Origin of the sequence: Pseudomonas sp. StFLB209 (assembly GCF_000829415.1) — a bacterium.
Lineage (GTDB): Bacteria > Pseudomonadota > Gammaproteobacteria > Pseudomonadales > Pseudomonadaceae > Aquipseudomonas.
Map to the genome: position 1 here is coordinate 3,514,079 of NZ_AP014637.1, position 17,069 is coordinate 3,531,147.

Annotated in this window: 17 protein-coding genes; 10 read left to right on the forward strand and 7 right to left on the reverse strand. The window is 60.7% G+C overall.

The window, feature by feature from the left end:
- Nucleotides 1-227: 227 nt before the first annotated feature.
- A complete protein-coding gene (locus PSCI_RS15625; protein ID WP_045488549.1) occupies nt 228-1,352 on the forward strand; it encodes a GNAT family N-acetyltransferase in 1,125 nt (374 codons plus the stop codon).
- The gene (locus PSCI_RS15630) at nt 1,352-1,888 is read left to right on the forward strand and encodes a hypothetical protein (RefSeq protein ID WP_144403261.1); all 537 of its coding nucleotides are present in this window, start codon (nt 1,352-1,354) and stop codon (nt 1,886-1,888) included. Before PSCI_RS15625 ends, PSCI_RS15630 begins: the two co-directional genes overlap by 1 nt.
- A 103-nt stretch (nt 1,889-1,991) precedes the next feature.
- Here PSCI_RS15630 and PSCI_RS15635 read toward each other — a convergent pair whose 3' ends face one another.
- From PSCI_RS15635 to PSCI_RS15650, 4 genes are all read right to left on the reverse strand, one after another.
- Nucleotides 1,992-3,824, reverse strand: coding sequence for an ABC transporter ATP-binding protein (locus tag PSCI_RS15635; RefSeq protein WP_045488552.1), 1,833 nt, complete (start codon nt 3,822-3,824; stop codon nt 1,992-1,994).
- A gap of 88 nt (nt 3,825-3,912) precedes the next feature.
- A complete protein-coding gene (locus PSCI_RS15640) occupies nt 3,913-4,479 on the reverse strand; it encodes a peptidylprolyl isomerase (RefSeq protein WP_045488555.1) in 567 nt (188 codons plus the stop codon).
- Nucleotides 4,480-4,566: 87 nt separating this feature from the next.
- Nucleotides 4,567-5,355, reverse strand: coding sequence for an alpha/beta fold hydrolase (locus PSCI_RS15645; protein ID WP_045488557.1), 789 nt, complete (start codon nt 5,353-5,355; stop codon nt 4,567-4,569).
- Between the two features lie 12 nt (nt 5,356-5,367).
- A complete protein-coding gene (locus PSCI_RS15650; protein ID WP_045488560.1) occupies nt 5,368-6,291 on the reverse strand; it encodes a LysR family transcriptional regulator in 924 nt (307 codons plus the stop codon).
- Between the two features lie 212 nt (nt 6,292-6,503).
- Here PSCI_RS15650 and PSCI_RS15655 point away from each other — a divergent pair, with 212 nt between their 5' ends.
- The 4 genes from PSCI_RS15655 to PSCI_RS15670 all read left to right on the forward strand — a co-directional run bounded on the left by PSCI_RS15655 (nt 6,504) and on the right by PSCI_RS15670 (nt 10,360).
- Nucleotides 6,504-6,821 carry a hypothetical protein gene (locus PSCI_RS15655; RefSeq protein ID WP_045488563.1) on the forward strand — a complete coding sequence of 106 codons (318 nt, stop codon included), beginning with the start codon at nt 6,504-6,506 and terminating at the stop codon, nt 6,819-6,821.
- A 115-nt stretch (nt 6,822-6,936) separates the two neighbouring features.
- Nucleotides 6,937-7,536 carry an FMN-dependent NADH-azoreductase gene (locus tag PSCI_RS15660; RefSeq protein ID WP_045488566.1) on the forward strand — a complete coding sequence of 200 codons (600 nt, stop codon included), beginning with the start codon at nt 6,937-6,939 and terminating at the stop codon, nt 7,534-7,536.
- 184 nt (nt 7,537-7,720) lie between these two features.
- Nucleotides 7,721-8,590 carry a carboxylate/amino acid/amine transporter gene (locus PSCI_RS15665; protein ID WP_045494418.1) on the forward strand — a complete coding sequence of 290 codons (870 nt, stop codon included), beginning with the start codon at nt 7,721-7,723 and terminating at the stop codon, nt 8,588-8,590.
- A 189-nt stretch (nt 8,591-8,779) separates the two neighbouring features.
- On the forward strand, nt 8,780-10,360 hold the full coding sequence (locus PSCI_RS15670) for a methyl-accepting chemotaxis protein (RefSeq protein ID WP_045488569.1): 1,581 nt from the start codon (nt 8,780-8,782) through the stop codon (nt 10,358-10,360).
- Between the two features lie 27 nt (nt 10,361-10,387).
- Here PSCI_RS15670 and PSCI_RS15675 read toward each other — a convergent pair whose 3' ends face one another.
- On the reverse strand, nt 10,388-11,479 hold the full coding sequence (locus PSCI_RS15675; protein WP_045488572.1) for an NADH:flavin oxidoreductase/NADH oxidase: 1,092 nt from the start codon (nt 11,477-11,479) through the stop codon (nt 10,388-10,390).
- A 97-nt stretch (nt 11,480-11,576) separates the two neighbouring features.
- On the opposite strand from PSCI_RS15675, the gene PSCI_RS15680 reads away from it, so the two are divergent.
- The 4 genes from PSCI_RS15680 to PSCI_RS15695 all read left to right on the forward strand — a co-directional run bounded on the left by PSCI_RS15680 (nt 11,577) and on the right by PSCI_RS15695 (nt 15,107).
- Nucleotides 11,577-11,876, forward strand: a complete 300-nt coding sequence (locus PSCI_RS15680; protein ID WP_045488575.1) for an ArsR/SmtB family transcription factor — start codon at nt 11,577-11,579, stop codon at nt 11,874-11,876.
- A gap of 205 nt (nt 11,877-12,081) precedes the next feature.
- Nucleotides 12,082-12,846: an SDR family NAD(P)-dependent oxidoreductase gene (locus tag PSCI_RS15685; protein WP_045488578.1), complete on the forward strand. Its 765-nt coding sequence runs from the start codon at nt 12,082-12,084 to the stop codon at nt 12,844-12,846.
- 82 nt (nt 12,847-12,928) lie between these two features.
- Nucleotides 12,929-14,161 (forward strand): ethanolamine utilization protein EutH, encoded by a 1,233-nt coding sequence (gene eutH / locus PSCI_RS15690; protein WP_045488581.1) that lies wholly within the window; start codon nt 12,929-12,931, stop codon nt 14,159-14,161.
- Between the two features lie 142 nt (nt 14,162-14,303).
- Nucleotides 14,304-15,107, forward strand: a complete 804-nt coding sequence (locus tag PSCI_RS15695) for a helix-turn-helix domain-containing protein (RefSeq protein WP_144403383.1) — start codon at nt 14,304-14,306, stop codon at nt 15,105-15,107.
- 142 nt (nt 15,108-15,249) lie between these two features.
- On the opposite strand, the gene PSCI_RS29445 is transcribed toward PSCI_RS15695, so the two are convergent.
- Nucleotides 15,250-15,651 (reverse strand): hypothetical protein, encoded by a 402-nt coding sequence (locus tag PSCI_RS29445; protein WP_045488584.1) that lies wholly within the window; start codon nt 15,649-15,651, stop codon nt 15,250-15,252.
- A 116-nt stretch (nt 15,652-15,767) separates the two neighbouring features.
- On the reverse strand, nt 15,768-17,066 hold the full coding sequence (locus tag PSCI_RS15705; protein WP_045488587.1) for an MFS transporter: 1,299 nt from the start codon (nt 17,064-17,066) through the stop codon (nt 15,768-15,770).
- Nucleotides 17,067-17,069 lie beyond the last annotated feature (3 nt).

Consider the following 17,069-nt stretch of genomic DNA (forward strand, 5'->3'; position numbering starts at 1 on the left):
TCCCTGACGGGATTTGGTTCAGGTCTTTCAACCGGTTCTAAAAACAGGCGCCAGTATTACTGCCAGGCATTACAGAAAAGTGGCAAAGTGGTGGCATGTGGATGACAATCTCGTTGCATTTGATGGGCTGTGATGCCCGGAATAGAGCGGTCGGTAATGTCTTTCTGGGAAACCGGGCGTGCAATCGGTGATACTGGCGACCTCCACTGGCCAGAGAGAACCCGCAGATGTCCGTACATGTCGTCGATAGCCTGAGCGCGGTTTCTGCGGCTGACTGGGATGCCTTGCTGCCAGATCAGCAGCCGTTTTTACGCCACGCCTTTCTCAGCGCTCTGGAAGACAGCGCCAGCCTGGGGGCCCATTCCGGTTGGCGTGCCGAGCATGTGTTGCATGAGCAGGCGGGGCAGTTGGTCGCAGCCATGCCGGCCTATCGCAAATGGCATTCCTATGGCGAGTACGTGTTCGATCACGGCTGGGCCGATGCCTGTCGCCGCGCGGGCATTGCCTATTACCCCAAGCTGCTGGCCGCCGTGCCGTTCAGCCCGGTCAGCGGTGCACGAATCCTTGCCAGTAGCGCTCAGGCCGGTATGACCTTGCTCGAAGGGCTGCCGGGTTATCTGCATGGCCAAGGGCTGTCCAGTGCCCACGTAAACTTCACCGACCCGGCTGCCGATACGTTGTTGGCCGAACAGGACGGCTGGCTACAGCGCTACGGCTGCCAGTACCACTGGCACAATCGCGGCTATCGGGATTTTCAGGATTTTCTCGATGCGCTGAGCTCTCGCAAGCGCAAACAGATGCGCAAAGAACGTGAGCAAGTGGCAGGGCAGGGCATTGAGTTCGAATGGCTGAGCGGGTCGCAGATGAGCGAGGCGCTATGGGATTTTGTCTATGCCTGCTACGCCAATACTTACGCCGTGCGCCGCCAGACGCCGTACCTGACCCGCGAGTTCTTCAGCCTGTTGGCCGAGCGCATGCCCGAAGCGATTCGAGTGGTCCTGGCCCGGCAAGGCAACCGCCCGGTGGCCATGGCCTTCAGCCTGGTCGGCGGCGACAGTTTCTATGGTCGCTATTGGGGCTGCCTGGCCGAGTTTGACCGGCTGCATTTCGAAACCTGCTTCTATCAGGGCATGGACTACGCCATCGCCCATGGCCTGCAACGCTTTGACGCAGGTGCCCAGGGCGAGCACAAACTGATTCGCGGCTTCGAACCCCAAATCACTCATTCCTGGCACTACCTGCTGCATCCAGGACTCAAAGACGCTGTGGCGGATTTTCTTGAGCAAGAGCGGGTCGGTGTACTGGCCTATGCCGAGGATGCCCGCAACGCGCTGCCGTATCGGCAGGCGTAATGAGCGAACCGCTGAGAGACAAGTCGATACAGGGAGATGCTGTGAAAAAAGTTTTGTGGATGTCGTTTGCTGCGGCATTACTTACTGGTTGCGTTGGGCATTATCCGCAACCTGACATTCATGCTCCTCATGCCGTGCTAGAGGCTGAAGAGGGTGATAGTCAATTGTTGTTCAGCAGGTTCGAGGCCTATTGGGCATTCTATGACGTGGGCTGCACCGACACTGAGGAAACAGGTGTCCTGGGGCAACGCAAGGAAGGTGCTGGCGCGCGCTTTCTGCTCAAACCTGACCGGCGCATTTTCATCAATGTATTGGGATCGGGCGGGCTGAGAAAAACGGACGGTTATTATTCGCAGTACTGCGCCAACGTGGGCAGTTTCATCCCCGCTGCCGGAATCACCTACCGGGTGAGCCAACAGCTCAGGGCCGGAGATTGCGCGATCAGCATTATCGATACTCGCACCGGCAAGCCTGCCGACAGCTTTCGTCGCGAAGTCGGGCAAGGCCAATGCCGGCTCAACACGCGCGATAATTGACCGGCTTGCCACACCAAAATCTTCAGGCACGAGCGCAGCTCGGGAGAGCGTGGGCCGGAAAAGACCGCCGCCCACCCGAGCTGCCGTTTGCCGCAGATGCGGATCAATCCACCCCCACAAACCCGCCCGTCTGGTGCTGCCACAACCGCGCATACAGCCCGCCCTTGGCCAGCAGCTCGGCATGGTTGCCGATCTCGACAATCCGCCCCTTATCCAGCACCACCAGGCGGTCCATCCGTGCGATGGTCGACAAGCGGTGGGCAATGGCGATCACGGTCTTGCCCTGCATCAGGGTTTCCAGGCTCTCCTGAATCGCCGCCTCAACCTCCGAGTCCAGCGCCGAGGTGGCTTCGTCCATAATCAGAATCGGCGCATCCTTGAGCAGCACCCGGGTAATCGCAATGCGTTGACGCTGGCCGCCAGACAGCTTGACGCCGCGTTCACCCACATGCGCGTCGAAGCCGGTACGCCCCTCGGCATCGGACAGCAACGGGATGAATTCATCAGCCTTGGCGCGGTGCACCGCTTCCCAGAGTTGCTCATCCGTGGCGCCGGGATTGCCGTACAGCAGGTTGTCGCGGATCGAACGGTGCAGCAGCGAGGTGTCCTGAGTGATCATGCCGATCTGCGCACGCAGGCTCTCCTGAGTCACCTCGCAAATGTCCTGGCCGTCGATCAGGATGCGCCCGCTTTGTACGTCATACAGACGCAGTAACAGATTGACCAGGGTCGATTTGCCCGCACCGGACGGGCCGATCAGGCCAATCTTCTCGCCGGGCCTGATGTCCAGATCCAGGCCATGGAGGATGCCCCGGCCGTTGCCATAGTGAAAATCGACCGCAGCGAACTTCACGCCGCCCTGGCCAATCTGCAGTTGCCGGGCATCCGGGCGATCGGTGACCGCCACCGGTTGCGAGATGCTTTCCAGACCATCCTGCACGGTGCCGATGTTCTCGAAAATGCCATTGACCACCCACATGATCCAGCCCGACATATTGACGATACGGATCACCAGGCCCGTGGCCAGAGCGATGGCCCCCATGCTGATCAGCGACTGGGTCCACAGCCACAATGCCAGACCGGTAGTACCGACGATCAACAGGCCGTTCATGCCAGTGATGGTCACGTTCATGGCCGTCAGTACGCGGCCGGCCAGTTGGACCTTCTCGGTGTTCTCGCGGATCGCTTCCTGGGCGTAGCGCTGTTCGTGATTGGTATGGGCGAACAGCTTGAGGGTGGTGATGTTGGTGTAGCCATCGACGATACGCCCCATCAGTCTGGAGCGGGCATCGGAAGCTTCCACTGAACGCTGTTTGACCCTCGGCACGAAGTACCGCAGCGCCAGGACATAGGCAGCGATCCACAGCACCAGCGGGATCACCAGCCGCCAGTCGGCTTCGGCAAACAGCACCAGCGCGCTGATCGAGTAGATCAGCACGTGCCACAGTGCGTCCATGGCCTGCACCGCCGAATCGCGCAGCGAGTTGCCGGTCTGCATGATGCGTTGGGCGATACGCCCGGCAAAGTCGTTCTGGAAGAAGTTGATGCTCTGCTTGAGCACATAGCGGTGGTTCTGCCAGCGGATCATGCTGGTCATGCCGGGGCTGATGGTCTGGTGCACCAACAGGTCATGGAGGGCGACAAAGATCGGTCGCAGCAGCAGGGTGACCACCACCATCCAGAGCAGTTCGTTACGGTGTACGCTGAAAAACTCGCCAGGCGCGGTGGTCTGTGCCAGGTCGATGATCCTGCTCAGGTAGCTGAACAGCGCCACTTCGATCAGCGAAACCACCAGGCCGACGACCAGCAGGGCGGCGAAGCTGGGCCAGACCTGGCGCAGGTAGTGCAGATAGAAGGGCAGAACCCGATTGGGCGGTGCGGCACCGGGATCGTCCCGGAAGATGTCGATTAATTGCTCGAAACGACGATAAAGCATGGGGTCTGATTCCCGCCGGCAGCGGGCTCTCCTTGAGGGTGGGAAGCGGTCCCGTCCGGCCTGCCCCGCAGGGCAGGCTGGCCCCCGATCACTCCACGCGCTTGGCGGACTTGATCAGGATCGGGTCGACAGGCACGTTCTGCATGCCTTTCTGGTTGGCGGTACGGGCATTGACGATCTGGTCGACCACGTCCATGCCTTTGACTACCTTGCCGAACACCGCGTAACCGAAGTCACGCACACCGTGGTCGAGCATGGCGTTGTCATTGGTGTTGATAAAGAACTGGCTGGTGGCCGAGTTCACGCTGCTGGTGCGGGCCATGGCAATGGTGCCGCGTACGTTGTGCAGGCCGTTGTCGGCTTCGTTCTTGATCGCCGCCTGGGTCGACTTCTGGCTCAGTTGCTGGGTGAAACCACCGCCCTGAATCATGAAGCCGGGAATCACCCGGTGGAAAACCGTGTTGCTGTAAAAATTGCTGTCGACGTAACTCAGAAAGTTCTTGGTGCTGATCGGCGCTTTGTCGTCGGCCAATTCCAGTTCGATCTGGCCGAAGCTGGTGTCGAGCACCACGTGCGTCCTCTTGGCTGGCTCGGCTGCCATCAGGTTGGCCGAGAACATCACGGTGCAGGCGGCGAGGGCGAGAGTCTTGAACATAATGCAGTGAGTCCTTCGGTGGTGGTTGCGACTGAGGTCGGCTAGCAAACCACAGCTAGCCAGGTAAACACCAGTGCGAGCCTTGCCTCAGACTTCCTGTGCGGCAATGAATTGCAGCAGGGTACGGTTGAATGCCTCGGGCTGATCCAGCGGTGTGGCATGCCGGGAGTTTTCGATGACCACCAGCCGGGCATTGCGGATCAGCTTCACGTAAGCCTGCTTGACTGCCACCGGGGTGTAATCACGGTCGCCGCTGATCACCAGGGTCGGGCAGTTGATGCGCGACAAGCGTTCCTGCACGCCCCAGCCAACAATCGCGTCAAAACTGGCCAGGTAGGCGCGCTTGTCGTTGCGTGCCCAACGCTCGGCAATCTTGCGCCGCAGATCGGCCTGGTCAGGGCGCGGGAACAGCAGTTTGCCCAGCGCCTGGCCGAGGGCCTGCATGCTCAGCAGGCGTGCCAGGCTCCAGCGCTTGAACCACTGCCACACCTCATTGGCGCTGCGCACTTTGACCTGCGGGCCGCTGTTGACGATGCACAGGCTTCTAAGCCATTGCGGATGATCCACTGCCAGTTGAAAGCCGATCATGCCGCCCATCGACAGGCCCACCACATGCACCGGTTCCAGGTGCAGGTGCTCGATCAGGGCTTCGACATCGGCGCTGAAGCCCTTGATGCTGTAACGCTCGCGGGGTTTGTCGGAGCGGCCGTGACCGCGAATGTCCAGGGTGATGACCCGGTGCTGGGCGGCCAGCGCCGGGATCTGGTATTCCCAGTCCAGGCCGCTGGAGCCCAGACCGTGAAGCAGCAGCACCGGGCTGCCCTGGCCGTACTCCTCGTAGTGCAGTGGACAACCGTCGTGTTCAAAAAAGGCCATGCGTGACTCCTGTCAGGCTTGGGGTGGGGCCGCGAATGGCGCATCCAGCGGCGCGGTATCAAAGGTACGGATCAACTCGATCAGAATTTGCGTTGCCGGACCCAGCGGTTTGTCTTTGGAAGAATAAAGATAGAACGCCGGGTTGCGATTGCCGCCTTTATCCAGCGGCAGCAGTTTGAGGACGCCTTCACGCAGTTCACGCTGGATCATGTGCCGGGGCAGCCAGGCAAAGCCCAGACCGCTGCTGACGAAGGTCGTTGCCGTTCCCAGGCTGCCGACGGTCCAGCGCTGTTCGGCGCCCAGCCAGCCGACGTCACGTGGCTGCTGGCGGCCCGAGTCGCGGATCACCACTTGTAACTGGCTTTCCAGGTCCTGAAAGGTCAGCTCGCGATTGGCCTGATGCAGCGGGTGTTCAGGGTGCGCCACGGCAACGAATTCGACCCGGCTCATTTCCGTGCCGAGATAACCGGGAATGCTCAGCGCGCTGATCGCCAGGTCTGCGACCCCTTCGAGCAGCACTTCTTCGACCCCGGACAACACCTCTTCACGCAGGCGCACCCGGCAGCCGCGGCTTTGCGGCATGAATGCGCTCAGCACGCGGACAATCCGTGCGGTGGGGTAGGCCGCATCGACCACCAGCCGTACTTCGGCTTCCCAGCCCTGCTCCATGTGGTAAGCGAGGTCTTCCAGCTGACTGGCCTGCTTGACCAGTTGCCGTGAGCGGCGCAGCAGCACACCGCCGGCCTCGGTGAGCACGGCCTTGCGCCCGTCGATACGCAGTAGCGGCACGCCCAGTTGCTCCTGCATGCGCGCCACGGTGTAGCTCACCGACGATTGCGAGCGGTGCATGGCTTCTGCTGCCTGGGCGAAGCCGCCGTGGTCGACCACAGCTTGCAGGGTGCGCCATTGATCAAGAGTGACGCGGGGGGCTTTCATCGGCTGTTGCTCCTGTTTATTGTCCGGTCATCACCGGGACACCTCTAAAAACTACCTGCGTGGCCATCGCGTTGTTGAAATCAGGCTCGTGCGCGAGTCCGATCAAAATGCTCATTTACAACATGTAAACTCCGCTTTCTCGCCTGATTTCGCCTAGCGCTGACTGCCTCGCCTACGTTTTTAGAGGCACCCCTGAGTAAGGAGACTGCCCGATGAACCGAATCTGTTGCGTTGTGCTGGCCATGCTGCCGACTGCCGCGCTGGCCTATCCCATCGAAGTGCAGAAAAGCACGCCCGGGGTGCAGGTCGATTACCGCAGCCACGACACCTACCACGACACCGGGTCGCTGACCCTGGACAACTATGGCCAGGTCGACGCGCGTTGCCGGGTGGAATTCATCAATGGCCCGGAAGCGCCGCGTGTCCGCCGTGTCGAGGTCAAGGCCGGGCAAAGTCTCAACGTGGTGTCGAAATTCAATCGCAGCATCATCAAGCTGCGGGTCAAGCTGGAATGCGAACCGGCAGCGTAAAGCAATCAAGCAAAATATTCGATTGGTCGTAGCAATTTTTTGCGCTTTTTAACGGATGAGTCGATGATTAAGCTGTGCTCCATCACATCAAATATGACTTCAAGGAGCACAAACCATGTCTCGCGTACTGATCATCGAAAGCAGCGCTCGCCAGGAAGGCTCGGTATCCCGCCAGTTGACCCGGCAGTTCATCGAGCAATGGAAGGCCGCCCACCCACAGGACGCTATCAGCGTCCGTGACCTGGCCGTCGAGCCAGCGCCACACCTGGACGCCACCTTGCTCGGTGGCTGGATGAAGCCCGATGATCAGCGTGATGCCAGCGAGCAGGCCGCCCTTGAGCGCTCCAACCTGCTGACTGATGAATTGGTCGCTGCCGATGTACTGGTGCTTGCCGCACCGATGTACAACTTCGCCATCCCCAGCACCCTGAAAGCCTGGTTCGACCATGTGTTGCGTGCCGGTGTGACCTTCAAATACGGCGAGACCGGCCCGCAGGGTCTGCTGACCGGCAAACGCGCTGTGGTCCTCACCGCCCGTGGTGGCCTGTACACCGGCGGCGCCATGGACCATCAGGAACCCTACCTGCGCCAGGTGCTGGGCTTCATCGGCATCCATGAAGTGACGTTCATCCACGCCGAAGGTTTGAACATGGGTGGTGAGTTCAGCGAAAAAGGCTTGAACCAGGCACTGGCCAAGCTGGCCGAAGTGGCCTGATACCACGCTGTCATACCGCCAACAAGGAGCCTCTGTAGGAGCAGCTTCAGCTGCGAAGCTTTCACAGGCTTTCGCGGCTGATGCGGATCACCGCCCGCCGCTGCTACATGGCTCACGTTGGTGCTCGTCTGGACAGTGCCTCGCCTGACCCGCTATGGTCGCCACCGGTCTACAAGGGGCAATCATGGGTTATCTATTTACCGTCGCGCTGATTCAGGCGCTCTCTTTCAGCCTGATCGGTGTGTATCTGGCCGGGCATGTCGACAGCTATGTCGCCGTGCTGATCCGCGTGCTGCTGGCCGGGCTGGTGTTCATCCCGCTGACCCGCTGGCGCCAGGTCGAACCGGGCTTCATGCGCGGCATGCTGCTGATCGGTGCCCTGCAGTTCGGCATTACCTACGTATGCCTGTACCTGAGTTTCAGGGTGTTGACGGTGCCGGAAGTGTTGCTGTTCACCATCCTGACCCCGTTGCATGTGACCCTGATCGAAGATGCCCTGAACCGGCGTTTCAACCCTTGGGCATTGTTGGCCGCACTGGTTGCGGTATTGGGGGCCGGGGTCATTCGCTACGACGGCCTGGACGGCGAATTTTTCGGCGGTTTTCTACTGCTGCAATTGGCCAACTTCACCTATGCCGCCGGGCAGGTGCTGTACAAGCATCTGGTCGCTCGTTACCCCAGTGATCTGCCCGATTACCGGCGCTTCGGCTATTTCTTTGTCGGCGCACTGCTGGTAGTGCTGCCGGCCTGCCTGGCGTTCGGCAATCTGCAAAAGCTGCCCGATGCGGGGCAGCAATGGTGGGTGCTGGTGTTCCTTGGCCTGTGTTCCACGGCGCTGGCCATGTACTGGTGGAACAAAGGCGCGTGCCTGGTGCCGGTTGCCAGCCTGGCAGCGATGGGCAATCTGCATGTGCCGCTGGGGCTGTTGATTAACCTGCTGATCTGGAATCAGGACCAGGACTACACCCGGTTACTGATCGGCGGCGGGGTGATCATTGCCTCGGTATGGCTCAGCCGTCTGGGCAGCCGTCGCGAGCCGTCAGCGCTCAGGTGACGGCTTTGCGCCGTCAAATAAATAGCGGGTTTGAGGGCGAGAAGACGTTTGGTCGGCGTGGAGTCAAAAATTTGTGGCGGGGTTGATGTGCGTCAACTGGCCACTATGGCGAGCAGGTAGAACGTCGGCCTGCGCCGCGCTGCCTGATGGGTAGGGAGGCTCTGAAATCCCTGTCTCAAGGAACGCCTCATGCCCTCTGAACTGCCAGCCGGCGGCCGTCATATCGAACTTGCTGCCGACGCCAATATTCTTTCCACCACCAATGGCAAAAGCCGTATCAGCTATGTGAATGGCGAATTCGTCGAGATCAGTGGCTTCACCGAAGCAGAACTGCTCGGGCAGCCGCACAACATCGTGCGGCACCCGGACATGCCCGCGCCGGTGTTCAAACACATGTGGCAAACCCTGGGCAGTGGCCGCTCATGGATGGGACTGGTCAAGAACCGCTGCAAGAACGGCGACTATTACTGGGTCAGTGCCTATGTGACGCCGATCCTGCGTAATGGCCAGATCGTCGAATACCAGTCGGTGCGCAGCAAGCCTGAAACCGCGCACTGGCAAGCTGCCGAGCGGCTGTATGAGCGGTTGCGCAATGGACCGGTGGTGCTGCGTGCAGGCGGTTTTCGCCGTCGCTCAATGGCCCGAGTGGGAGCCTTGATCGGCAGCGGGGCCGTGGCCGCAGGTTGGGCGTTGGCGTTGCCGCCCAGCAGCGTACTGGTGCTGGGCGGTCTGTGCAGTGCCTTGGCCATGCTCGGGGTGGGCAGTATTTTGAGGCCGGTGCAGCAACTGGCGCAGCACGCCCAGGCCCTGACCGATAATCCGGTCAGTCAGTTGCTCTACACCGGTCGCAGTGACGAGCTTGGCCAGATCGAATTTGCTTTGCGCATGCTACGCAACGAAACCGGCGCAGTGATCGGCCGTATCGCTGATGCCTCGCAAAAGGTCGGTGAGCAAACCCAGGGGCTGCTCGATGAAATCGATGCCGGCAATGCGTTGTCGGTGCAACAGCAGGCCGAGACCGATCAGGTGGCGGAGCTGGTCAATGCCGTGGCCAGCAGTACCCTGCAAGTGGCCGGTCATGAGCAGAGCGCCGCCACGCTGGCCAGCCAGGCCGGTGAGGCGACCCTGTGCGGGCAGCGCATCGTGGCGCGCACCTGTGAATCGATTGCCAGCCTGGAAGCGGACATCCAGCAGGCGGTCGAAGTGGTCAATCACTTGCAAAGCCATAGCAGCGAGATTGCCACGGTCCTGGATGTGATTGGTGGCATTGCCGAACAGACCAATCTATTGGCCCTCAATGCCGCCATCGAAGCGGCGCGGGCCGGTGATCAGGGCCGCGGTTTTGCGGTGGTCGCCGACGAAGTCCGCGGTCTGGCCGCGCGTACCCAGCAATCGACCATGGATATTCATCATATGATCGAGGGGTTGCGCAGCAAGGTACTGAGCGCCGTCAGCGTGATGGGCAGCAGCCGCGAACAGGCGGCGGCCAGTGTCGGCCAGGCCAGCCAGGCGACTGATGCGTTGCGCGATATCGGTTTGCGGGTCGAAGCCATCGCCCGCATGAATGCCCAGGTGGCAGCGACCATGCACGAGCAGAGCCGCCGCACCGAGGCAATCAATCACAACATTGGCAGCATTCGCCGGGCGGCGGAGCGCAATGTCGAGGCCAGCGGCAACAACCGTGGCCGTGCCAGCCAGGTCCTGCAACTGAGCACCCGCCTGCACGGGCTGGTGCAGCAGTTTCGCAGCAGCGCCAGCCAGCGCCGCTGATCGCTGGCAAGCAACCGCGCCGGTTACTCAGCGATAACGCTCAAGCCAGTGGGCATACGGCGCCGGCAGGGTCCAGGAGGCGTTGTCCACGCCCAGTTCCTTGGCGGCGAAGTAGCTCCAGTGCGGGTCGGCCAGGTGCGCACGGCCCACCGAGACCAGATCCAGATGACCGGCCTTCACGGCTTCGTTGGCCAGTTGCGGGGTGCCAAAGCCCCAAGCCGAGGTCACCGCAATACCGGCTTCGCGGCGGACCCGCTCGGCAATCGGCCCCATGAATGCCGGACCCCACGGAATGTTGGTTTCTGCAATGGTGAAGCCGACACTGACACTCAGCAGATCCAGGCCGCCGGCCTTGAACCGGCGCGCCAGCTCGATGGACTCGGTGAGGGTCTGTTCGTCACGGCCGTCGTATTCCAGCACGCCGAAACGCGCGGTCAGCGGCAGGTTCTCTGGCCACACTTCACGCACGGCCGCCAAGGTCTCGAGCAGGAAGCGGCTGCGGTTATCGAAGCTGCCGCCGTAAGCATCCGTGCGCTGGTTGCTGTGTTCGGAGAAAAAGCTCTGGCCCAGATAGCCGTGGGCGAAGTGCAGTTCGATCCATTCAAAGCCTGCGTCACGGGCACGACGGGCGGCATCGACGAAGTCCTGCTTGACTCGCTGGATGTCCGAGAGGGTCATCTCGCGTGGCACTTTCGGCAGGTGGTGGCCGAAAGCGATGGCCGACGGGGCAATGGTCTGCCAGCCGCGTGGATCGTTTGCTGCGATATGGTCATCACCTTCCCACGGGCGATTGGCGCTGGCCTTGCGACCGGCGTGGGCAATCTGGATGCCGGGCACGGAGCCAGCCGCCTTGATCGCTTTGACCGCCGGAATGAATGCCTGCGCCTGCTCGTCGGTCCAGATACCGGCACAACCTGGGGTAATACGGCCTTCGGGCGCCACCGCAGTGGCTTCGACCACCACCAGGCCGGCACCACCACGCGCCATACCGGCCAGATGCACATGGTGCCAGTCGTTAACCACGCCTTCTTCGGCGGTGTATTGGCACATCGGGGGAATGGCGATGCGATTGCGCAGGGTCACGTCTTTAAGGCTGAAGGGTTCGAACAGGGCGGTCATGGAAAACTCCGTTACAGTCGGTACAATTGTTAATACGATAGTTCGATAGTATTCGAAATATGGCGAATGTTGAAGCCCCCCGTTATGATGCCGCCCTATGAGAAGCTTCAAACACCCCATCCTTCAGGACTTCACCCTCGAACGTGTGCTCTACGCGTTGAGCGACCCGGTGCGCATGCAAATTGTCCGCTGCCTGGCGGGCGTTGAAGAGGCCAGTTGCGGTGAACTGGACGGCGGCCGCCCTAAATCCAGCATGTCCCATCACTTTCGCGTGCTGCGCGATGCCGGCCTGGTGCACACCCGCAATGTCGGTACTACGCACATGAACTCATTGCGCAAAGACGAAATGAGCGAGCGCTTTCCCGGCTTGCTGGATGCGATTCTGGCCCAGGTCTAGCCCAGACCTCAGCAGCCCCAGCCCGTAGGAGGGGCTTCAGCCCCGAAGCGAGCTGATTTATTCCCTGTCTTTTTCGACAAAAATCCTTTTTAAAACAAAAGGTTAATTGCGCATATACCGCTCGGTATATGGACTCCTGCTGCTGCCGGTCATAGCTTGAGCCTTGGAAATCTCAAGTTACATCTGCAACCAGGAGAAAAACGAAATGGGTCGATTGCAAGGCAAGGTCGCGCTGATTACTGGCGGCGCAGGCGGTTGCGGGCTGGCCGCGTCAGAGCTGTTTGCCAAAGAGGGCGCCAAGGTGGCGATTCTCGATCTGCCGGGCAGCGATGGTGAAGCCGTTGCCGCGCGGATCAACGAGGCGGGCGGTACTGCGTATTTCTTTGCCGCCGACGTTGCCAATGCCGCGCAGGTCGAGCGCGCCGTGCGCCAGGCCGAGGCGCATTTCGGTCCGGTCACCGTGTTGATGAACCACGCCGGCACCATTGCTGCCGGTCCGTTTCTGGAAACCACCGAAGCCGATTGGGACCGGCTGATGGGCATCAACGTCAAAGGCATGTTCCTGGTCACCAAGGCGGTACTGCCCGGCATGCTTGCGGCGGGTGGCGGCAGCATCGTCTGCACCTCGTCCATCTCGGCGGTGGTCGGCACGCCGATGGAAGTCGCCTACTGCACCACCAAGGGCGCCTGCCACATGTTTGCCCGCGCGATTGCCGTGGAGTATCGCGACCGCAATATCCGCAGCAATGCGGTATGCCCAGGCTTTATCGGCACGGCCCATGGCCTGCGCGAAATCGAGCTGCTGCAGGGCCATGGTGTGGATGTCTCCGAGCAAGCCATCGCCAGCATGCAGGGCCGCCTGTGCGCCCCGGCCGAAGTGGCTGCCGCTGCGCTGTTTCTGGCCAGCGACGAGTCGAGCTTCGTCAATGGCACTCACCTGTTCGTCGACAACGGCTACACCGCGATCTGAACCGCGCACCAGAATAAAAAGAGCTGCAACGCTGCACTGAAAATTCCTGCCAAAACAAACTCTTACAATAGAAGAGGCAGCAATGGAAAACATCGGCACTTATGTCATTTACCTGATCATGGTCTGCGCCGTGATCGGCGCCATCGCATCGATCTACAACCCCGAGTCGGAGCTGGGCAAGGAGTTTACCGCCGGCATTAACAGCATCGGCCCGATCTTCTTGCCGGTGGCCGGGATCATGGCCGCCATCCCTTATATTTCACAGTTCATCAGCGTGTTCATCGCGCCAGTGTTCCAGGCCATGGGCGCCGATGCTGGGATTGCCGGGCCGATTTTCATTGCCGCAGACCTGGGCGGTTATCAACTGGCCCAGGCGTTGTCGAGCAGCCCCGAAGGCTGGATAGTCGGGCTGATTACCGGCTTTCAATGCGGCTCGACGGTGATTTTCGTGATCCCGGTGGGCCTGGCGATGCTCGACAAGCGCGACCACAAATACATGGCGCTGGGCATTATGGCTGGGCTGCTGAGCATCCCGGTCAGCATCATCATGATTGCCCTGCTGATGCAGGGCATGGGCCTGAACGTGCGCCCGGACATTGCCACCACCGGTATACCGACTCAGGCGTTGCACTTCACGCTGACGGGGCTGATCCAGAACCTGATGCCGCTGATCCTGTTCTGTTGCGCCCTGGCCGCTGCCTTGCGTTACCTGCCGAACCTGATGGTGGCGATCTTCCTCAAGCTCGGCCAACTGATGTATGCGTTGGTGACCCTGGTGCTGGTGGCCTCGATTGTCGAGTACTTCACCGGCTTCTTCAGCTCGACCTTCGGTCGCTGGGGTTTTGCGCCGATCATCGCCGATAAAGAGGACCAGATGCGTGCACTGGAAATCGCCGGTTACGTGAGCATCATGCTCTGTGGCGCTTTCCCCATGGTATGGCTGATCAAGCGCTACCTGTCAGGTCCGATTGAGAAGGTCGCCGGTCGGGTAGGGCTGTCGCCGGTGGGCGCTGCGGGGATTCTTGCCGCGTCGGCCAATATCCTGGCCATGTTCCGTCTGCTGGCCGACATGCCGCCCAAAGACAAGGTACTGGTGGTGGCTTTTGCCGTGTGCGCGGCGTTCACCTTTGGTGACCACTTGGCCTATTCAGCCAACTTCCAGCCCTCGATTATCCTGCCGCTGATTATCGGCAAGCTGGTGGGCGGCGTGATCGGCATGGGCCTTGCTTGGTGGTTGGCGGTGCCCAAGGCGATCGAGCTGGGTCAACAGGATGAGTCCGAGCGCCGCTTCAGTGCAGCCCCCGGTCTGTCCTGACCCACGCCAATAAAGTGCTATAAGGGCCGGCGCACCTGCGTCGGCCCCTTATATTCACCGCTGAGCGGTTACGTACCATTTTGGGGTATCTTGCCCGCAGAGGGTGCGCAGCAAGGATTTTCCGGACATGAGCATGGCAAGCATAAACGCCGATGATGCACAGCGGCTGGCCCCCCTGATCAACGCGGTAGGCACCGATCGGCTCGGTCCGGCAATCGATTCACTATTACGCCAATGGCTCGATTTCGACATGAGCTGCGTGTACCTGTTTCGCTTCAACCACAACGCTGTATTGGTGCACGACGGCTACAACCAGTGCGTACCGCAACGCACTCTCAACGCCTATATCCGTGGCGGCTATTTGCTTGACCCGTTCTACGTGGCTTGCATAAACGACCACCCGGCCGGGCTATGGCGCATGAGTGAGCTGGCGCCGGATTGCTTTTTTTCTTCAGGGTTTTCCATCTCTCAGGACATCCATCCCTGTGTATCGTCCGGGCACGGCACGCTGATCGAAGAAATCGGCTTCATCATCCCTCTGCAGCCGCGTGTTGCCATCGTCTATTCGCTGATGCGCAACCTCAGCGGTGGCCCGTTTCAGCTTTGGGAAATGCGTGCCCTAGAGGCGCTGGCACCGTTGATCAACTCATTGTTCGAGCTGCACTGCCGGATCCGCTACAGCGACAGCTGCAAAGCCAGCGACCCTAGCGACGCCAAGTCAGAAGATGCTTTTATGGAGATTCTTCAAGGGCAACTGACTGAAACCCAGCGCTACATTGCCAAGCTGATCCTGCAGGGCCATAGCAGTTCGTCCATCGCGGCGGTGCTGGGGATTTCGGAAGGAACGGTAAAGGTGCACAAGCACAACATCTACCAGCGCCTAGAAATATCCAACAACGCTGACCTGTTTCGGTTGTTCATCGATTACCTGACCCGAGTGGCGTAGGAGCGGCCGGACGGCGATCCGCTTTAGCCGGGAAAATATCTCTGTGGGAGCGACCTTGGTAGCGCAGAGGCCGGCTGCTCCCACAGAGATTTGTGATACTTAACCGAACAGTACTGCCGCTAAAGCGGCTACGGTATAGGCGTCAGCTACCGCCACCTGCGCCACCGCCGCCGCCAGCACCTCCAGAGCCGCCGCCGCTGGAGCCACCGGCACCACTGGCGCCACCTGGGCCGGCACTGCCTGCGCCACTCGCTTCACCGGTGCTGCCGCTGGTGCCACTGCCGGTCGAACCGCTGCCGCTTTGGGTACCGCTTGATTGACCGCCGTTGCCGCTGCTGCCGCTCATCCCGCCGTTGCCACCAGAGTTGGTGCCGGGGGTGGTGGCGCCACTGGGGTTGCCGCTGTCTTGCGACATGCCGGGGTTAGCCGTGGTGCCGGATGGGCTGGTGGTCGTGCCGTCGGTGTTGGTGGCGGCAAAGCTCAGGGGAGTGATAACGCCCAGGCACAGAGCCAGGGCCAGTTGGTGAGGCCGAATCAATTTCATGGTGGTACTCCTTTTTGTTGATCACCAACGATTCGGCTGCGTAAGCGGGGCGAGGGTGCCATGTGGGGCGACGGGTGGTCGTGTGCCGAGCGGCTCAAGTGGCTCCGGCGACAGGCTCAACAAGTGCTCACCGAGGGCCGATCACGATTTTCGTGTTGCTCTCGCACAAACAACCCGACCGCCAGCGCGCCACACACTCCCAGTACACCGGTCACGACAAACGCCGCGCTGTAGGTTCCGGTAGCCTGAATGATCAAGCCGGTGAGTGTCGGTGCGAACAGGCCGGCGCAGTTGCCCATACCGTGCATCAGCCCGCCGGCAGTGCCCACGTAGTAGCCTGGAACAGTGTCCTGGATCAGCGCCCAGTAGGCTGATGCGGTGAGCATCAGAAAACCGATGGCCACTGACATGAACACGACGACCAGCTCGATGGACTCGGCACGCCCGCTCATGGCGATGCACAGCGCCGCCACGGTGAGGCAGGTCACCAGCACTATTTTGCGCGAGAACAACTGCCGACCGGTTTTCTGGTAAATGCGGTCGATCAGAAAGCCCCCGGCGGCCATGCCGCAGGCACCGACCAGCCATGGGAACGCGCTGATCCAGCTCATTTGCTGCAGGCTGACGCCCTTGGTGTCGATGAGGTAGCTGGGGAACCAAGTCATGAAAAAGTACAGCGTGTAGTTGTAGCAAAACAGTGAGAAACCGGTGCACAGTACCGAGGGCCGCAGCAGCACCGACAGCAGGCTGGGCTTGTTGGCAGGCTGGTCGTCGACATTGGCCGTGACCTCGCGGCCGGCCTGGATGTCGGCGAGTTCTTCGGCGCTGACCTTTGGATGGTCGGCCGGGTTATCGGTGGCGATGAACTTCCAGGCCACGGCCCAAAGCACGCCGATGGCACCGACAATCACGAACGACCATTGCCAGCCAAGCGAAATGGCCAGAAATCCGATGACTGGACCGGCCAACGCACCGCCCAATGGCCCTCCCGCCTGGTTGATGCCCACGGCGCGGGCGCGTTCACGGATCGGAAACCAGTTGTTGACGACCTTGTTGGCTGTGGTTGGTACCGGACCTTCACCCACTCCAAACAGCGCTCGCACGATTAGCAGCGTCCAGAAGCTGTACGCCATGGCGGTCATGGCACAGAGTCCGGACCAGATGCACATGGCGTAGAGAAACACCCGTTTGGGCCCGTACTTGTCGGCCAGGTAACCGCCGATGAAGTTGAACGCGGCGTAGCCGACGAAGAAACCGCTGAATACCAAGCCTTTTTCTGCCGGGGTCAGCTCGAAGCTCTTGGTTATGAAGGGCATGGCCACCGAAAGTGCGGCACGGTCCATGTAGTTGATAACCATGGCAATGAACAGCATGGTTACGATGAACCAACGGTACCGGCTTTTATTTTTTTCCATTGA

What these genes read in the sequence shown, in the direction of transcription:
- PSCI_RS15635 (WP_045488552.1), bottom strand. Translation starts at nt 3,824, where the DNA reads ATGCTTTATCGTCGTTTCGAGCAATTAATCGACATCTTCCGGGACGAT.
- eutH (WP_045488581.1), top strand. Translation starts at nt 12,929, where the DNA reads ATGGAAAACATCGGCACTTATGTCATTTACCTGATCATGGTCTGCGCC.
- PSCI_RS29445 (WP_045488584.1), bottom strand. Translation starts at nt 15,651, where the DNA reads ATGAAATTGATTCGGCCTCACCAACTGGCCCTGGCTCTGTGCCTGGGC.
- PSCI_RS15640 (WP_045488555.1), bottom strand. Translation starts at nt 4,479, where the DNA reads ATGTTCAAGACTCTCGCCCTCGCCGCCTGCACCGTGATGTTCTCGGCC.
- PSCI_RS15705 (WP_045488587.1), bottom strand. Translation starts at nt 17,066, where the DNA reads ATGGAAAAAAATAAAAGCCGGTACCGTTGGTTCATCGTAACCATGCTG.
- PSCI_RS15685 (WP_045488578.1), top strand. Translation starts at nt 12,082, where the DNA reads ATGGGTCGATTGCAAGGCAAGGTCGCGCTGATTACTGGCGGCGCAGGC.
- PSCI_RS15625 (WP_045488549.1), top strand. Translation starts at nt 228, where the DNA reads ATGTCCGTACATGTCGTCGATAGCCTGAGCGCGGTTTCTGCGGCTGAC.
- PSCI_RS15670 (WP_045488569.1), top strand. Translation starts at nt 8,780, where the DNA reads ATGCCCTCTGAACTGCCAGCCGGCGGCCGTCATATCGAACTTGCTGCC.
- PSCI_RS15645 (WP_045488557.1), bottom strand. Translation starts at nt 5,355, where the DNA reads ATGGCCTTTTTTGAACACGACGGTTGTCCACTGCACTACGAGGAGTAC.
- PSCI_RS15680 (WP_045488575.1), top strand. Translation starts at nt 11,577, where the DNA reads ATGAGAAGCTTCAAACACCCCATCCTTCAGGACTTCACCCTCGAACGT.
- PSCI_RS15655 (WP_045488563.1), top strand. Translation starts at nt 6,504, where the DNA reads ATGAACCGAATCTGTTGCGTTGTGCTGGCCATGCTGCCGACTGCCGCG.
- PSCI_RS15675 (WP_045488572.1), bottom strand. Translation starts at nt 11,479, where the DNA reads ATGACCGCCCTGTTCGAACCCTTCAGCCTTAAAGACGTGACCCTGCGC.
- PSCI_RS15650 (WP_045488560.1), bottom strand. Translation starts at nt 6,291, where the DNA reads ATGAAAGCCCCCCGCGTCACTCTTGATCAATGGCGCACCCTGCAAGCT.
- PSCI_RS15660 (WP_045488566.1), top strand. Translation starts at nt 6,937, where the DNA reads ATGTCTCGCGTACTGATCATCGAAAGCAGCGCTCGCCAGGAAGGCTCG.
- PSCI_RS15630 (WP_144403261.1), top strand. Translation starts at nt 1,352, where the DNA reads ATGAGCGAACCGCTGAGAGACAAGTCGATACAGGGAGATGCTGTGAAA.
- PSCI_RS15665 (WP_045494418.1), top strand. Translation starts at nt 7,721, where the DNA reads ATGGGTTATCTATTTACCGTCGCGCTGATTCAGGCGCTCTCTTTCAGC.